Raw genomic sequence first — 16,056 nt, forward strand, 5'->3', positions numbered from 1 at the left:
GGAGGTGACCATTCCGCCGCGGTGTGATCGTCGGTCCGGGATGGGAGACTGGACCGTCGGGCCGTGAGGCGCGCCTGAGTCGTGCGGCACGCGGAACGGGGGAGCCGCGCCGCCGCCGCGAGGACCGCTCGCCCCGGCCCGAGGACCGGACGGACGTCCGGGGGACGTAGGGGGGTTGGACATGCCGGAGTGGAAGGCGCTGCCGGAGGGGCTCGATCCGGACATCCGGGCACTCACCGAGGAGCTGCGCCGGATCGTCGACGCCAGCGGGCTCGACATCGCCGGGCTCTCGGTCGCCACCGGCTTCGGCGTCACGTCGTGGGAGCGGTATCTCGACGGCCGGGTCCTGCCGCCGCAGCGGGCGATCGCGGCGCTCGCGGAGCGTACCGGGACGAGTGTCCACGCTCCCACGTCGCTCCGCTCCCGGGCCGAACGGGCCTGGCACCGGCTGGAGGCCGGACGGGACCGGGCCACGGAGCAACTGCGGGTGGCGCGGACGCGCAGCTGGGCGTCGGTGCCCGGTGGCGTTCCGGGTTCGCCCGCGTCCTCCGTCCCTTCTTCGCCCGCTTCCTCCCCCTCCTCTGCCGCCTCGCTTTCTTCCCCTTCTTCCTCGGCCTCCTCTCCGTCGTCCTCGGCGGCCTCGGGCTCCGGTCCGGACGGCGGGAGCGACGCCGCCCCCGACGACGGCCGACCCGTGTGGAACGCCGTACTCCCCGACGACGGGGGCCCCGCGACCCCGCCGCAGGGCGCGTACCGGGTACCCGAAGGCGGTGGCCGGGCCGCCGCCCGACGGGCCCGGCGCGCGGCCGAGGCAGCGGCCGCGGCCGCCGCCGGAACCGCCCCGGCCGAGCCCGGAGCCCCCGGGGCCGCCGCCGAACCGGCGCGTACGGCCTCCGGCGCCGCGGCCGGCTCACCGGCCCCGCCCGCCCCGGCCGGGTCCGGGGGGCTCGACAAACGCCGCGTCCTGCTCTTCCTGTCGGGTGTCGTCGGCGCGCTGGTGCTGGTCGCCGCGGCCGTCCTCCTCACCGACCTCGGCGGTACGGGCGGCGCCGGTGACGACGGCAGGAACGACCGCACGGAGACGGTGGCGAAGGTCCCGCCCACGTCCTCCACCGGTACGAAGCCCCGCCCGGGCGGCGGCAAGGGCTCCGACGGCACGGACACCGGCCGCGAGTCCGCCGCGCCGCCCGCCGACGTCAAGTGCACCGGTGCCACCTGCGCCGGGAAGAGCCCGGAGGCCATGGGCTGCGGCGGCGACCTGGTCCGTACCGTCTCCCAGGCGACCGTCGGCAAGGCCAGGATCGAGGTCCGCTTCAGCCAGGTCTGCCAGGCCGCCTGGGCCCGGCTCGTGGACGCCTCCACCGGCGACTCCGTCGAGATCAGCGTCGGCGGCAAGGGCCTCCAGCGGGGCACGGTCAACGGCGAGAGCGATGCCTATACGCCGATGACGGCCGCCGGGAAGGGCTCCGACGCCAAGGCGTGCGCCGAACTGACCAACGGCACCACGGCGTGCACGGTGGTCCAGTGACCGTGCCCCGGCCGCCGGGCCGCCGCGTCGTCGCGTCGTCGCGGGCCGGTGCTCCGGCTCCGCGCGGCGGCGAGCGAAGCGGCCACACGGCGGGTCACAACACTGGTCACACAGCCCGTGACACGGCAGTGAGCAAGGCAACGAGGGGGCGAACGACCGGCGCGGCCCGGGTCGGATAGCCTGACCGCTGGGAAATCTCTTCACATCAAGATTCGTGCGAAGCGGCTCATGAGGACCCAGGTCCGACCGGCGCCGCCGACCCGGAGAAGGGTGCGGGGGGAGATCCGACCCAGGGGCAGGTGCCCCCACCGCCAGCTGTCTTACGGAGATCGCCATGACCCGCACTCCCGTCAACGTCACCGTGACCGGCGCGGCCGGCCAGATCGGCTACGCGCTGCTGTTCCGCATCGCCTCCGGCCACCTGCTCGGCCCGGACGTGCCGGTCAAGCTGCGCCTTCTCGAAATCACCCCCGCCCTCGGCGCCGCCCAGGGCACCGCCATGGAGCTGGACGACTGCGCGTTCCCGCTGCTCCGCGGGATCGACATCACCGACGACCCGAACGTCGCCTTCGACGGTGCCAATGTGGCCCTCCTGGTCGGCGCCCGCCCCCGGACCAAGGGCATGGAGCGCGGCGATCTGCTGGAGGCCAACGGCGGCATCTTCAAGCCGCAGGGCAAGGCCATCAATGACCACGCCGCGGACGACATCAAGGTCCTCGTGGTCGGCAACCCGGCCAACACCAACGCGCTGATCGCCCAGGCCGCCGCGCCGGACGTACCGGCCGAGCGGTTCACCGCGATGACCCGGCTCGACCACAACCGCGCGATCTCCCAGCTCGCCGCGAAGACCGGTGCCGCCGTCTCCGACATCAAGCGGCTGACGATCTGGGGCAACCACTCGGCCACCCAGTACCCGGACATCTTCCACGCGGAGATCGCGGGCAAGAACGCCGCCGAGGTCGTCTCCGACGAGCAGTGGCTGGCCGACACCTTCATCCCGACCGTCGCCAAGCGCGGCGCGGCGATCATCGAGGCCCGTGGCGCTTCCTCGGCGGCTTCGGCGGCCAACGCGGCGATCGACCACGTCCACACCTGGGTGAACGGCACCGCCGACGGCGACTGGACCTCCATGGGCATCCCCTCGGACGGCTCCTACGGCGTCCCGGAGGGCCTGATCTCCTCCTTCCCGGTCACCACCAAGAACGGCACGTACGAGATCGTGCAGGGGCTCGAGATCAACGAGTTCTCCCGGCCCCGGATCGACGCGTCGGTCCAGGAGCTGGCGGAGGAGCGCGACGCGGTTCGCGCGCTCGGCCTGATCTGAGTCGTAGCGCCCGTACGGCAGAACGTACGACGGACCCCGGGTCCGGCCCCGATGAAACAGGGCCGGACCCGGGGTCCGCGTCTTTCGTTCCGCACCGGCCCGAGCCCTCTACCGGCCGTAGCCCTCCGGGGCCGGGACCGCGTCCTCGGCCGCGCGGCTGGTGGCCTCCCAGGCGCGCCAGGTCTCCAGCCGGGCCTCCGTCGTGGTCATCGCGATGTCGAAGGCGAGGCTGCCCAGCAGCAGCCGGAGCGGCGGGTCGTCGGAGGCGACCAGCTTCATCACGGCGTCCGCGGCGAGTTCGGGGAGGCTGTCCCTGGAGCCCTCGGCGAACTGCTCGTGGAGCTCGGTCCGCAGCTCCGCGTAGGCGTCCAGCGGCTCCGTCATCGTCAGGCCCTTGGTGTACAGCCCGGTCCAGTAGCCGCCGGGCTCCACGAGGGTGACCCTGACACCGAACCGGGCCGCCTCCGCCGCGAGCGATTCGCTCAGCCCCTCCAGGGCGAACTTGCTCGCGCTGTAGAGGCCGGTGAGGGGGAAGCCGCCGAGCGCGCCGATGCTGGAGATCTGCACGATATGGCCGGAGCGCCGGGCGCGGAGGTGGGGGAGTACGGCCTGGCTCACCCAGAGCGCGCCGAAGAAGTTGGTGTCGAGCTGGGCGCGGGCCTGCTCCTCGGTGAACTCCTCGATCATGCCCATGGCCAGGTAGCCGGCGTTGTTGACGACCACGTCGAGCCGGCCGAAGTGGTCGACGGCCCGGTCGACGGCGGCGATCACGGCCGTACGGTCGGTGACGTCGAGGGGAAGGGCGAGCAGTCGTCGCTCTCCGTGAGCGGTGGTCAGTTCGTCGAGCGGTCCGATGTCCCGGGCCGCCGCGACGACCCGGTCGCCCGCGGCCAGCGCCGCCTCGGTGAAAGCCCGGCCCAGGCCGCGGCTGGCGCCGGTGATGAACCAGACACGGTCGGCTGAAGTGGTCACAGCGGGCTCCTTACAGGGCGTCACGAACAAGCGGTGGTACTGACGACTTGCGAGACGGTACGTCTCGCTCCGTGGTGTCGACTGTAGGCCGCCGGAGGGGGATTGGCAAGACGGTTCGTCTCGTCTTGTTGGGAGGGGAATCCGATGGCCGTCGCGCCGTGGGCGGTGAAAGTTCTTTCATCCGGCCGGGGGTGACCTTCGTACGGCTCTGCCCCTTGAGTCCCCGGTCAGCGCCCGGACGTGCCGTATTCGCGCGGGGCATAAGGGACATGAGAATTACGGCGTAAAGGTCCAGACCTATTGACGCGTTGGTCTAGTCCTCTTAATGTCTCGTTCACCTCTGCGGATCCGGTCCCGGGACGAGCGCAACCCCCGGGGTCAACGTGCCCACCCCCCATGCCAGTTGAGCTAGGCCGAACACCCTGCGTCCCGTTGACGGACGCGGGCCCCCCACCTGGAGGATCCGAACGTGCTGTCCCCCCGACGAACGAGAGCGACGCTGTTCGCCGCCGGTGCCGCCGCCGTCGGCGCGCTGCTGGCGACGACGCTCTCGTCAGGCGTGTCTCAGGCCGCCTCACCGAATTCCTCGTGTCGCCCCGAGGGGCTGTACACGACCCCGGGCGTCGACGTCCCGTACTGCTCCGTCTATGACGCCGACGGCCGCGAGAAGATGGGCGCCGACCACCAGCGCCGCATCATCGGCTACTTCGCCAACTGGCGTACCGGCAAGGACGGCAGGCCCGCGTACCTCGCCAACAACATCCCGTGGGACAAGATCACCCACATCAACTACGCGTTCGCCGGGATCGACTCCGCCGACAAGATCACCGTCGGCGCCGACAACGCGGACAACCCCAACACCGGGATGACCTGGCCGGGCGTCGCCGGGGCCGAGATGGACCCGGCCCTGCCGTACAAGGGCCACTTCAACCTGCTGAACAAGTTCAAGAAGCAGCACCCGAACGTCAAGACGCTGATCTCGGTCGGCGGCTGGACGGACAGCGGTGGCTTCTACAAGACCACCACGAACGCCGACGGCTCCGTCAACCAGGCGGGTATCAACACCTTCGCCGACTCGGCCGTCGAGTTCATCCGCAAGTACGGGTTCAACGGCGTCGACATCGACTACGAGTACCCGACCTCGATGAAGGACGCGGGCAACCCGGCCGACTGGCCGATCGCCAACGCCCGCCGCGCCGGGCTCAACAAGAGCTACAGCGTGCTGATGAAGACCCTGCGGGAGAAGCTGGACCGCGCCAGCGCCACCGACGGCAAGCACTACCTGCTGACCGTCGCCGCGCCGTCCTCCGGCTACCTGCTGCGCGGCATGGAGACGTTCGAGACCACGAAGTACCTCGACTACCTCAACATCATGTCGTACGACCTGCACGGCACGTGGAACGAGCACGTGGGTCCGAACGCCGCCCTCTTCGACGACGGCAAGGACTCCGAGCTGGCGGGCGCCGGGATCTACAACACCGCGCAGTACGGCGGGATCGGCTACCTCAACACGGACTGGGCGTACCGCTACTTCCGCGGCTCGATGCCGGCCGGCCGGATCAACATCGGCGTGCCGACCTACACCCGCGGCTGGAAGAACGTCCAGGGCGGCACCGACGGACTCTGGGGCAAGGCGTCCGCCACGAGCTGCCCGCCCGGCTCCGGTCTGACCAAGTGCGGTGACGGTGCCGTCGGCATCGACAACGTCTGGCACGACAAGGACACCAACGGACAGGAGTCCCCGGCGGGCTTCAACCCGATGTGGCACGCCAAGAACCTGGAGAAGGGGATCGTCCCCGACTACCTGCCGAAGTTCGGGCTGCCCGCGGACACCAAGCTGACCGGCGCCTACGTCCGCAAGTACGACTCGACCCTGGTCGCGCCGTGGCTGTGGAACGCGCAGAAGAAGGTCTTCATCTCCACCGAGGACGAGCAGTCCATCGGCGCGAAGGCCGACTACGTGGTCAACAACGGCCTCGGCGGCACCATGATCTGGGAGCTGGCGGGCGACTACGACTACAACGCCGCCAAGGGCCAGTACGAGCCCGGCTCGTCGCTGATCAGCCTGATGTACAACAAGTACAAGGCCGCGACCCCGTACGGCGCGAAGAAGTCGAACATCACGCTGCCGACCGAGGCGATCAACGTCGGTGTCGAGTTCAACCAGTTCGCGCTCGGGGACAGCAACTACCCGATCAGCCCGAAGCTGAAGATCACCAACAACACCAAGGCGACCCTGCCCGGCGGTACGGAGTTCCAGTTCGACTACGCGACCTCCGCGCCGAACAACGCCAAGGACCAGTCCGGCTTCGGTGCGACGATCATCCGCAGCGACCACACCGGTCCGAACGTGGGCGGTCTGAAGGGTGACTTCCACCGCGTCTCGCTGAAGCTCCCGGCCTGGCAGACGGTGGCCCCGGGCGCCTCGGTCGAGCTGGACTTCGTCTACTACCTGCCGACCTCGACCCCGTCGAACTGGACGGTCACCTTCGGTGGCAAGTCCTACGCCATCGCGGCCGACCTGGCCCGCGGTACGACGATCGTCGAGCCCGGCGGCGGCGGTACCACCAACGGCGGTGCCAACAACGGTGGGGCGAACAACGGCGGTGCCAACAATGGTGGCGCCAACAACGGCGGTGCCAACAACGGCGGTGCCAACAACGGTGGCGCCAACACCGGTGGCACCTGCACCGCGACCCCGTGGGCCGCGACCTCCGAGTACGGCAGCGGTGTGACCGTCTCGCACCAGGGCAAGAACTGGAAGTCCAAGTGGTGGACGAAGGGCGAGGAGCCCGGGACCACCGGCCAGTGGGGCGTCTGGCAGGACCTCGGTCCCTGCTGAACGACCGGATGACGACCGGATGACGGGTACGCGCCGGGCGGGATGACCCCGGCGCGTACCGACCACCGGTCACCACGACCGAAAAACAACCGAAGACACAACCGAAGAGACAACTGAACAGACAACTGAACAGATCCGCTGACAACCCGGCGGCGCAGTCCCTGACCCTGCGCCGCCGGGTTTTTGCCTGCCCGGACGGCAGTCGGCAGCCGGGGTCGGCGGACAGCCGAGGGGGTGTCGGGAAACCCGGGCGCGGTGCAATTACCGGAACTGTGCGGGGAATGTCAATGAAGTCTGCGCGGATAGTCAATTCACGGGCGGCCGGGGCCCGTAGATTCGAGCTCTGAACGGGTGCCCCTGTTCACCGGGGAGGACCGCGGCCCTCCCGGCTATTCGCCGGCCGGGAGCCGACCGTGACCGACTCGGCGGGCCCGTCCTCCGCCGCCCGCGTTCGGCGGAGGACGGGGCCCGAGAAGCGCGGGACAGAGGAGTACGGCGGGCCGGGCCCGTACACCTGAGTCCCGGAGCCGTACGGCTCAGTCCCCGCTGACCGGGAACGGGAACATCCCCGGCTCGTAGTGGCCGGGCACCATCCGGGCGGTGAGGGCGAGCCGGTTCCATACGTTGATGAGATTGATCGCCGCGATCACCCCGGTCAGCTCGGCGGGCTCGAACTCCTTGGCCGCCCGCTCCACGACGTCGTCCGGGACGAAACCGTCCGTCGGGACCGTGATCGCCTCGGTGAGATCGAGGGCGGCGACCTCCTTCGCCGAGTAGAAGTGGCGCGATTCCCGCCAGGCCGAGAGCTGGACGATCCGCTCCACGGTCTCGCCCGCCGCCAGCGCGTCCTTGGTGTGCATATCGATACAGAACGCGCAGTGGTTGATCTGTGAGGCCCGGATCTTCACCAGCTCGTGCAGAACCGGGTCGACCACCTTGTGGACGGCCCGGTCCAGCTGGTTCATCGCCCGGTGGACGCCCGGGTCGAGGGCGCCGAGATCGATCCGGGGGGTGTGCTCGGGTAACCGGTCGGGGGCCCGTTCCGCCGCCGGGGCGGTGGCCGACTCGTCCTGACTTCCGCTGGATGTCGTCATACGGAGGAATCTAGTGCCGGGCCCTCCCGCCGCGCCCGAACGGAACCGGCCGGGTTCGGACCGTGTCCGAGCCCCCACCCCACCCCGGCCCGTTCCCGGCGGCACCCGGGGCCCGGCTCGTCCCGGTCCCTCCGGGCGGGGACTCCGGGTCGAGGTCTACCCCGCGAGGACCGCCCGCAGCTGGTCCAGCCCCCAGTCCAGATCCTCCTTGGTGATCACCAGCGGCGGGGCGAACCGGATCGTCGAGCCGTGGGTGTCCTTCACCAGTACCCCGCGTTCCATCATCCGCTCGGAGATCGCCCGGCCGGTGCCGTACGCGGGGGAGATGTCGACGCCCGCCCAGAGCCCCCGGCCCCGGACCGCCTCCACGGCGTCGCCGCCGGTGAGCGCCCCCAGCTCGCGGTGGAGATGCTCGCCCAGCTCGGCCGCCCGCTGCTGGTACTCGCCGGTGCGGAGCATGTCGACCACCTCCAGCGCCACCGCGCAGGCCAGCGGATTCCCGCCGAAGGTCGATCCGTGCTCACCGGGCCGGAACACCCCGAGCACCTCCCGGGACGACACCACCGCCGACACCGGGACGATCCCGCCGCCGAGCGCTTTGCCGAGGATGTACACATCGGGGACGACGTCCTCGTGCTCACAGGCGAAGGTCCGGCCGGTCCGGCCGAGGCCGGACTGGATCTCGTCGGCCATGAAGAGGACGTTCCGTTCGCGGGTCAGCCTGCGGACCGCCGGGAGATAGCCCGGCGGCGGGACCAGGACTCCGGCCTCGCCCTGGATCGGCTCCAGCAGCACGGCGACGGTGTTCTCGGTGAGGGCGGCCTCCATCGCCGTCAGGTCCCCGTACGGCACGATCTCGAAGCCGGGGGTGTACGGACCGTAGTCCGCCCGGGCCTCGGGGTCCGTCGAGAAGCTGATCACCGTGGTGGTCCGGCCGTGGAAGTTGTTCCCGGCCACCACGATCTTCGCCATGTTGTCGGGGACGCCCTTGATCCGGTAGCCCCATTTGCGGGCGGTCTTCACCGCCGTCTCCACGGCCTCCGCGCCGGTGTTCATCGGCAGCACCATCTCCATGCCGCACAGCTCGGCGACCCCGGTACAGAAGTCGGCGAACCGGTCGTGGTGGAACGCCCGGGAGGTGAGGGTGACCCGCTCCAGCTGGGCCTTGGCCGCCGCGATCAGCCTGCGGTTGCCGTGGCCGAAGTTGAGGGCCGAGTAACCGGCGAGCAGATCGAGATAGCGGCGGCCCTCGACATCGGTCATCCAGGAGCCCTCGGCCGTCGCCACGACGACGGGCAGGGGGTGGTAGTTGTGCGCGCTGTACGCCTCCGCGGTGGCGATGGCGTGCTCCGAAGCAGTCACGGGGTCTCCGTTCTCAGGGCGAGCCGGACGGTCCTTCCGGTGGGGCGGGATCGCCGCCCCTGTTCCTATGGTCACTCGCCGGCCGGACCGGGAAACCTCCGCGCCGGGGCGGGTCGCGCCGTACGGTCCCGGAGCGGCCCGGCGGGTTCGCGCGCGGGCGGTCCCGGCACGGCACGGAACACCCCGCCGCCGTATCCCCTTGGCATAGGGTGGCGGTACGCGCGGCGACTGGCGTACGGGGAGATCACCCCGAGGAAGCCGTGCGCGCAGGAGCACACGCGGTGCCGCCCGCCTGGGTACCCCGGACCACTCGTGAGAGCCCGAGCCCGGAGGACGCCATGACTCTTCCCCTGCCCCATCCCGCACTCGCCGCCGCCGATCCCGAGATCGCCGGGCTCGTCGCCGACGAGGAGCGGCTCCAGGCCGAGACGCTGCGGATGATCCCCAGCGAGAACTATGTCTCCCACGCCGTGCTGGAAGCCTCCGGCACGGTTCTCCAGAACAAGTACAGCGAGGGCTATCCGGGCCGTCGCTACTACGAGGGCCAGCAGGTCATCGACCAGGTCGAACGGCTGGCCGTGGCCCGGGCCAAGGCGCTCTTCGGCGTCGAGCACGCCAATGTCCAGCCCTACTCCGGCTCACCGGCCAATCTCGCCGTCTATCTGGCCTTCGCGCGGCCCGGCGACACCGTGATGGGCATGGCCCTGCCGATGGGCGGCCATCTCACCCACGGCTGGGGCGTCTCCGCGACCGGCAGCTGGTTCAACGGCGTCCGGTACGGCGTCCGCGCGGACACCGGTCTGATCGACTTCGACGAGGTCCGCGAGATCGCCCTCAAGGAGCGGCCGAAGATCATCTTCTGTGGTGGTACGGCCCTCCCCAGGACCATCGACTTCGCGGCCTTCGCCGAGATCGCCCGGGAGTCCGGCGCGGTCCTGGTCGCCGATGTCGCCCATATCGCCGGGCTGATCGCCGGTGGCGCCCACCCCTCGCCCGTACCCCACGCCGATGTGGTCTCCACGACCACCCACAAGACCCTCAGGGGCCCGCGCGGGGCGATGCTGATGTCCCGCGAGGAACACGCCAAGGCCATCGACAAGGCAGTCTTCCCCGGTCTCCAGGGCGGCCCCCACAACCAGACCACCGCCGCGATCGCCGTCGCACTCCACGAGGCCGCCCAGCCCTCCTTCCGTACCTACGCCCACGCCGTCGTCGCCAATGCCCGCGCCCTCGCGGACGCCCTGCTCGCCAAGGGCTTCGACCTGGTCTCCGGCGGTACCGACAACCATCTGATCCTGATGGACCTGACCGGCCGCGACGTCCCCGGCAAGATCGCCGCGAAGGCCCTCGACCGGGCCGGAATCGTCGTCAACTACAACACCGTCCCCTACGACCCCAGGAAGCCCTTCGACCCCTCCGGCATCCGCCTCGGCACCCCGTCCCTCACCTCCCGCGGGCTGACCGTCGACCACATGCCGACGGTCGCCGACTGGATCGACCGCGCGGTGACCGCCGCCCGCGCGGGCGACGAGGACACCCTCACCAGGATCCGCGCGGAGGTCGCCGCCCTGATGTCCGCCAACCCCGCCCCGGGCCTCCCCACCTGACCCGCCACCCCCGGGCCCGGACCCGCCCGGGTCCGGGCCCTGCTCCCACAGCCCCCGGAAGGGCCCGCGGGCCCGGTCACGAGCCTCCGCCCGGCACCGTCCCGGCTTTTCTCCACCGGCGGCCCGAGCCCGGTCCGGCACCTGAGAGAATGACGCCCATGGCATCCGTCCGACCTCGCGCCCTGTCCGGGATCCAGCCCACCGCGGGCTCGTTCCACCTCGGGAACTATCTCGGGGCGATCCGCCAGTACGTGGCGCTGCAAGAGACCCACGACGCCTTCTACATGGTCGTCGACCTGCATGCGATCACCGTTCCGCAGGACCCCGCCGAGCTGCGTGCCAATACCCGTCTCGCGGTGGCCCAGCTCCTCGCGGCCGGTCTCGACCCGGATCGCTGCACCCTCTTCGTCCAGAGTCACGTTCCGGAGCACGCCCAGCTCGGCTGGGTGATGAACTGCCTGACGGGCTTCGGCGAGGCGTCGCGGATGACCCAGTTCAAGGACAAGTCCGCCAAGCAGGGTGCGGACCGGGCCACGGTCGGTCTCTTCACCTACCCCGTCCTTCAGGTCGCGGACATCCTCCTCTATCAGGCGGACTCCGTCCCGGTCGGTGAGGACCAGCGCCAGCACATCGAGCTGACCCGCGATCTCGCCGAGCGTTTCAACACCCGGTTCGGCGACACCTTCACCATCCCCGCGCCGCACATCGTCAAGGAGGTCGCCAAGATCTACGACCTCCAGGACCCGGCGATCAAGATGAGCAAGTCGGCCTCCACGCCCAAGGGCCTGGTCAATCTGCTCGACGAGCCCAAGGCGACCGCGAAGAAGATCAAGAGCGCGGTCACCGACACCGGGACGGTCGTCTCCTACGACCCGGTGGAGAAGGCCGGGATCAGCAATCTGCTGACGATCTACGCCACCCTCACCGGACGCTCGATCCCCGAGCTGGTGAAGGAGTACGAGGGCCGGATGTACGGCGCGCTGAAGACGGACCTCGCCGAGGTCGTCGTGGGGTTCGTCACGCCCTTCCGGGAGCGCACCCAGGCATATCTGGACGATCCGGAGACGCTGGACTCGATCCTCGCCAAGGGCGCGGAGAAGGCCCGCGCGGTCGCGGCCGAGACGCTGGCGACGGCGTACGACCGGGTCGGTTTCCTGCCCGCCAAGCACTGACGGCCGCCGCCCGGGGCGGTCGCCCGGGGCCGGGTTCCGGCTCCCGGTGCCTGTTCCGGGGCCGCCCCGGGCCCGGCAGAGGTCCGTTTCGGGCGGTACGGGACGGAGCGTGGCGGGCCGCGGTGCCCAGCAGGTACGGGCCGCTTTCGTGGCCCGTTCGGACCAATTGACGGTGTGTTCTGCGTCTCTGGCCGATCCGCCGCCCACCGGCCACACTGGCGGCGGACGGCCCGCCGTGAGAACGCACCGCACCACCGGACGCATGATGACGCAGTACGAATCAGACAGCGGCTGCCGGCGGCAGTCACGACGCGATGGACGGGAGAAAGACGTGGGGACCGTAACGCTCGGCGTTTCGATCGCGGTCCCGGAGCCTCACGGCAGCTTCCTCCAGGAGCGGCGTGCGGGCTTCGGGGACCCCGTCGCGCACTGCATTCCCACCCATGTCACCCTGCTGCCGCCCACCGAGGTCGACCGCGTGGCGCTGCCGTCCGTGGACGCGTATCTGCGCGAGGTCGCGGCGGTGGGCAGGCCGTTCGTGATGCGGCTCGCCGGTACGGGAACGTTCCGCCCGGTCTCCCCGGTCGTCTTCGTCAAGGTCGTCGCGGGCGGCGCCGCCTGCGCCCGGCTCCAGGAGCGGGTCAGGGGCGGTTCCGGTCCGCTCGCCCGTGAGCTGCAGTTCCCGTACCACCCGCATGTCACGATCGCCCACGCCATCGACGACGCGGCGATGGACCGGGCCTACGAGGAGCTGGCCGCCTTCGAGGCGTCCTGGACCTGCGATTCCTTCGCCCTGTACGAGCAGGGCGCGGACGGGGTCTGGCGGAAGCTGCGGGCGTACGCCTTCGGCGGCGGACTCGGCGCCGTACCGGCCCAGGCCGCCCCCGTCGAAGAACGCGCCGAGCGCCCGGAATCCGCCGACCCCGCCCGCACCACCTGACGGCTGACGGCGACGGCTCGGAACGGTCGGACCGGTCAGACCGGGAGCCTCCGGAACAGCGGTCGCGGTACGTGCCGCAGCGCCGCCATCACCATCCGCAGCGCCCCCGGCACCCACACCACGTCCGATCCCCGCCGCAGCCCCTGCTCCACGGCGAGCGCGACCGCCTCGGGCGTGGTCGCCAGCGGTACGTCCGGCAGCCCCGAGGTCATCCTGGTCCGGACGAACCCGGGCCTGACCACCATCACCCGCGCCCCGGTCCCGTGCAGCGCGTCCCCGAGGCCCTGGGCGAAGGCGTCGAGCCCGGCCTTGCTGGAGCCGTAGATGAAGTTGCTCCGGCGGGCGCGCTCCCCGGCGACCGACGAGAGCACCACCAGCGACCCGTGCCCCTGGTTCTGCAGGGCCGTGGCGCAGACCAGACCGGCGGAGACGGCGCCCGTGTAGTTGGTCTGGGCGACGCGGACGGCGGCGGCCGGGTCGCCCTCGTCGTTGGCCTGGTCGCCGAGTACCCCGAAGGCGAGCAGCACCAGATCGAGGTCCCCCTCCGCGAACACCTTGCCGAGGACCTCCTCGTGCGCGGCCGGGTCGAGCGCGTCGAAGGGGACCGTACGGACCTCGGCGCCGAGGGCGCGCAGCCCGTCCGCCGCGGTGTCCAGCTCGGGTGAGGGACGGCCCGCGAGCCAGACGGTCCGGGTCCGGCGGGCGATCATCCGCCGGGCGACGGCGAGCCCGATCTCGGAGGTGCCGCCGAGGACGAGCAGGGACTGCGGGGCGCCGAAGGCGTCTTTCACCGGGGTACTCCTTCACGGAACAGAACGGAACAGAACGGAACAGAACGCGGTCAGAGAGGGCGGTCAGAGAGGGCGGTCAGAGTCAGAGGGCGAGCCGGCGGGCCAGGTCGGAGGTGAAGACCCGGTCGGCGCCGGTACGGGCCCGCAGTTCGCGGAAGTCGTCGAGCCTCGGGTACATCGCGGCCAGCAGCTCGGGCCTGAGCCGGGAGTCCTTGGCCAGATAGACCCGGCCCCCCGCGGCCACCACTTCCTCGTCCAGTCCGTCCAGGAACGACCCCAGTCCGGGCAGGCCCGCCGGGATGTCCAGCGCCAGGGTCCAGCCGGGCACCGGGAACGACAGCCAGCCCGGGTCGCCCGCCCCGAACCGCTTCAGTACCGCGAGGAAGGAGGGGCAGCGGCGCCGGGAGATCCGCCGGACGACCCGGCGCAGTGTCTCCTCCTGGCCGTGGCCGACCACGAACTGGTACTGGACGAATCCGTTCCGGCCGTAGATCCGGTTCCAGTGGGGCACCCCGTCCAGCGGATGGAAGAAGGAGCTGAGCCGCTGGATCCGGCCGGTGGCGGCCCGGGGCGAGGTCCGGTACCAGAGTTCGTTGAAGAGTCCGACCGTGGCCCGGTTGAGCAGCCCGGGCGGTACGGCGGCGGGGGCGGCGGGCAGTCCGCCGGGGCGGAAGGCGAGGGGGGCGCGCAGGGCGCGGGCGGGGAGCGCGTCGAGCGGCGCGTGCTCCCCCCGGGTGAGTACGGAGCGCCCGGTGGCCCGGCCGCGCGCCAGCAGATCGATCCAGGCGACGGAGTAGCGGTGCCGCTCGCCGTCGGCGGAGAGCCGGGCGAGCGCGTCGTCCAGGTCGGTGGCGCGCTCGGTGTCGACCAGCATGTACGAGCTCTCCACGCGGTGCAGCCGTACGGCGGCGGTCAGCACCACACCCGTCAGGCCCATTCCGCCCGCCGTGGCGTCGAAGAGTTCGGTGCCCGGTGTCACGGTCCGTACGGTGCCGTCCGCCGTGAGCAGGTCGAAGGCGTCGACATGCCGGGTGAACCCGCCGCTGACGTGGTGGTTCTTCCCGTGGATATCGGCGCCGACCGCCCCGCCGACGGTGACGTAGCGGGTGCCGGGGGAGACCGGGACGAACCAGCCCAGTGGCAGCAGTACCTCCATCAGCCGGTGCAGGCTGACCCCGGCGTCGCAGACGACCGTGCCGGCGGTCGCGTCGATCGAGTGGATCCGGTCGAGGCCCGTCATGTCGAGGACGCAGCCGCCCGCGTTCTGCGCCGCGTCGCCGTAGGCCCGGCCGAGCCCCCGGGGGATCCCGCCGCGCGCGCCCCACTCCCGTACGGCCGCCGCGGTCTGTTCCGGGGTCCGGGGGCGGCGGACGTATGCCGTCGTGGACGCGGTACGGCCCCAGCCCGTGACGGACACGAACGGGTCGTCGGCGTCGGCGAGCGGGGTGGTACGGATGTCGGCAGCCATACTCGTGACGGTATCGCCGCTTATGCCCACATTTTTGGAGTACCTCGGGGACTCGCCGAAACGGGTGATTAAAGGAGTGTCATCCGATCGTGACGTGAAAGTCGGCGTACGGGCCAGAAGAGTCCCCCGTGCCCGCCGCGGCTCATGAAGCCGATGGGGCGCACGGGGCGAATCGGCGACGGACGGTGCCGGGAAGGGGCGGTGGAGCGTGGGACACAGGGAAGGCGGTACGGCTACGGAGGCGCCGCCCCCACCCGGGTCCGGTACGCCCGGTCGGGACCGGTCCGGTACCGCGGCCCCGGGGGCCGCACGTCGAGGTCCCGGCCCGCGCGCCCCCTACCTCCGGTCGCTCGACCTCCGGGTGCTCGCCCTGCTGCGGGCGGGCGGTGACCGTCCGGCCGTCGCCTCGGCCGCCCGGGCCCTCTCCCACGCCGGGGAGCACGCGGCGCTCTGGCTCGCCGCCGGGCTCACCGGTGCCGCCGTCGACCCCGCCCGCCGCCCGGCCTGGCTGCGGGCCACCGCCGTCGTCGTGGGCGCCCATCTCGCGGGGATGGCCGTCAAGCAGGTGGTACGCCGCCCGAGGCCGCCTGCGTACGAAGGGCGCGGCGCCCTCGTCCGTACCGCCGGACGCCACTCCTTCCCCAGCTGCCACGCCGCTTCCGCCACTGCCGCCGCGTTCGCCTTCGGCGCGCTGCGCCCCGGATCCGGGACCCCGGGGCCCGGCACGGCTCCGGCCGTCGTCGCCGCCGCGATGTGCGTCTCCCGAGTCGTGGCCGGGGTCCACTATCCGAGCGATGTGGTCGCCGGTGCCCTCATCGGCGGCCTCACGGCCAGGGCGGCGGCCGGCCGCGCACCCGGTATCCGTACGGCCCTCACCCGCCCCGGGAGGCCCCAGTGACCACCGAACACCGGTTCGTCCTGCTGGACCGGCGCGAACGGCCCGAAGACGGAAGCGG

General features: G+C 71.5%; 12 protein-coding genes and 1 riboswitch. Of the genes, 7 read left to right on the forward strand and 5 right to left on the reverse strand.

Annotation, left to right across the window (positions count from 1 at the left end; translation table 11 throughout):
• The first annotated feature begins 181 nt into the window (after positions 1–181).
• Positions 182–1,528 (forward strand): DUF2690 domain-containing protein, encoded by a 1,347-nt coding sequence (locus ABZ714_RS06000; RefSeq protein ID WP_358823920.1) that lies wholly within the window; start codon positions 182–184, stop codon positions 1,526–1,528.
• A gap of 334 nt (positions 1,529–1,862) precedes the next feature.
• On the forward strand, positions 1,863–2,852 hold the full coding sequence (locus ABZ714_RS06005; protein WP_358823921.1) for a malate dehydrogenase: 990 nt from the start codon (positions 1,863–1,865) through the stop codon (positions 2,850–2,852).
• A gap of 108 nt (positions 2,853–2,960) precedes the next feature.
• Here the strand turns inward: ABZ714_RS06005 and ABZ714_RS06010 are convergent, their stop codons facing one another.
• A complete protein-coding gene (locus ABZ714_RS06010) occupies positions 2,961–3,824 on the reverse strand; it encodes an SDR family oxidoreductase (protein WP_358823922.1) in 864 nt (287 codons plus the stop codon).
• Positions 3,825–4,293: 469 nt separating this feature from the next.
• Here ABZ714_RS06010 and ABZ714_RS06015 point away from each other — a divergent pair, with 469 nt between their 5' ends.
• Complete coding sequence (locus ABZ714_RS06015; RefSeq protein WP_358823923.1) at positions 4,294–6,666, forward strand: glycosyl hydrolase family 18 protein; 2,373 nt, start codon at positions 4,294–4,296, stop codon at positions 6,664–6,666.
• A gap of 536 nt (positions 6,667–7,202) precedes the next feature.
• Here ABZ714_RS06015 and ABZ714_RS06020 read toward each other — a convergent pair.
• Both ABZ714_RS06020 and rocD read right to left on the reverse strand, forming a co-directional pair.
• Positions 7,203–7,760 carry a carboxymuconolactone decarboxylase family protein gene (locus ABZ714_RS06020; protein ID WP_358823924.1) on the reverse strand — a complete coding sequence of 186 codons (558 nt, stop codon included), beginning with the start codon at positions 7,758–7,760 and terminating at the stop codon, positions 7,203–7,205.
• 156 nt (positions 7,761–7,916) lie between these two features.
• On the reverse strand, positions 7,917–9,122 hold the full coding sequence (rocD, locus tag ABZ714_RS06025) for an ornithine--oxo-acid transaminase (RefSeq protein ID WP_358823925.1): 1,206 nt from the start codon (positions 9,120–9,122) through the stop codon (positions 7,917–7,919).
• A gap of 214 nt (positions 9,123–9,336) precedes the next feature.
• A riboswitch (ZMP/ZTP riboswitch) is annotated at positions 9,337–9,427 on the forward strand.
• A gap of 33 nt (positions 9,428–9,460) precedes the next feature.
• On the opposite strand from rocD, the gene glyA reads away from it, so the two are divergent.
• The 3 genes from glyA (at position 9,461) to ABZ714_RS06040 (ending at position 12,841) form a co-directional block, all read left to right on the forward strand.
• Positions 9,461–10,729, forward strand: a complete 1,269-nt coding sequence (gene glyA / locus ABZ714_RS06030; protein ID WP_358823926.1) for a serine hydroxymethyltransferase — start codon at positions 9,461–9,463, stop codon at positions 10,727–10,729.
• Between the two features lie 158 nt (positions 10,730–10,887).
• A complete protein-coding gene (gene trpS, locus ABZ714_RS06035; protein WP_358823927.1) occupies positions 10,888–11,901 on the forward strand; it encodes a tryptophan--tRNA ligase in 1,014 nt (337 codons plus the stop codon).
• Positions 11,902–12,232: 331 nt separating this feature from the next.
• A complete protein-coding gene (locus tag ABZ714_RS06040) occupies positions 12,233–12,841 on the forward strand; it encodes a 2'-5' RNA ligase family protein (protein WP_358823928.1) in 609 nt (202 codons plus the stop codon).
• Positions 12,842–12,876: 35 nt separating this feature from the next.
• On the opposite strand, the gene ABZ714_RS06045 is transcribed toward ABZ714_RS06040, so the two are convergent.
• The gene (locus ABZ714_RS06045; RefSeq protein ID WP_358823929.1) at positions 12,877–13,632 is read right to left on the reverse strand and encodes a decaprenylphospho-beta-D-erythro-pentofuranosid-2-ulose 2-reductase; all 756 of its coding nucleotides are present in this window, start codon (positions 13,630–13,632) and stop codon (positions 12,877–12,879) included.
• An 82-nt stretch (positions 13,633–13,714) separates the two neighbouring features.
• On the reverse strand, positions 13,715–15,100 hold the full coding sequence (locus tag ABZ714_RS06050) for an FAD-binding oxidoreductase (RefSeq protein WP_358823930.1): 1,386 nt from the start codon (positions 15,098–15,100) through the stop codon (positions 13,715–13,717).
• Between the two features lie 361 nt (positions 15,101–15,461).
• On the opposite strand from ABZ714_RS06050, the gene ABZ714_RS06055 reads away from it, so the two are divergent.
• Positions 15,462–15,998, forward strand: a complete 537-nt coding sequence (locus ABZ714_RS06055; protein ID WP_358823931.1) for a phosphatase PAP2 family protein — start codon at positions 15,462–15,464, stop codon at positions 15,996–15,998.
• The last annotated feature ends 58 nt before the right edge of the window (positions 15,999–16,056 follow it).

Origin of the sequence: Streptomyces sp. NPDC006798, assembly GCF_040635975.1 — a bacterium.
In the GTDB taxonomy this organism is placed as follows: domain Bacteria; phylum Actinomycetota; class Actinomycetes; order Streptomycetales; family Streptomycetaceae; genus Streptomyces.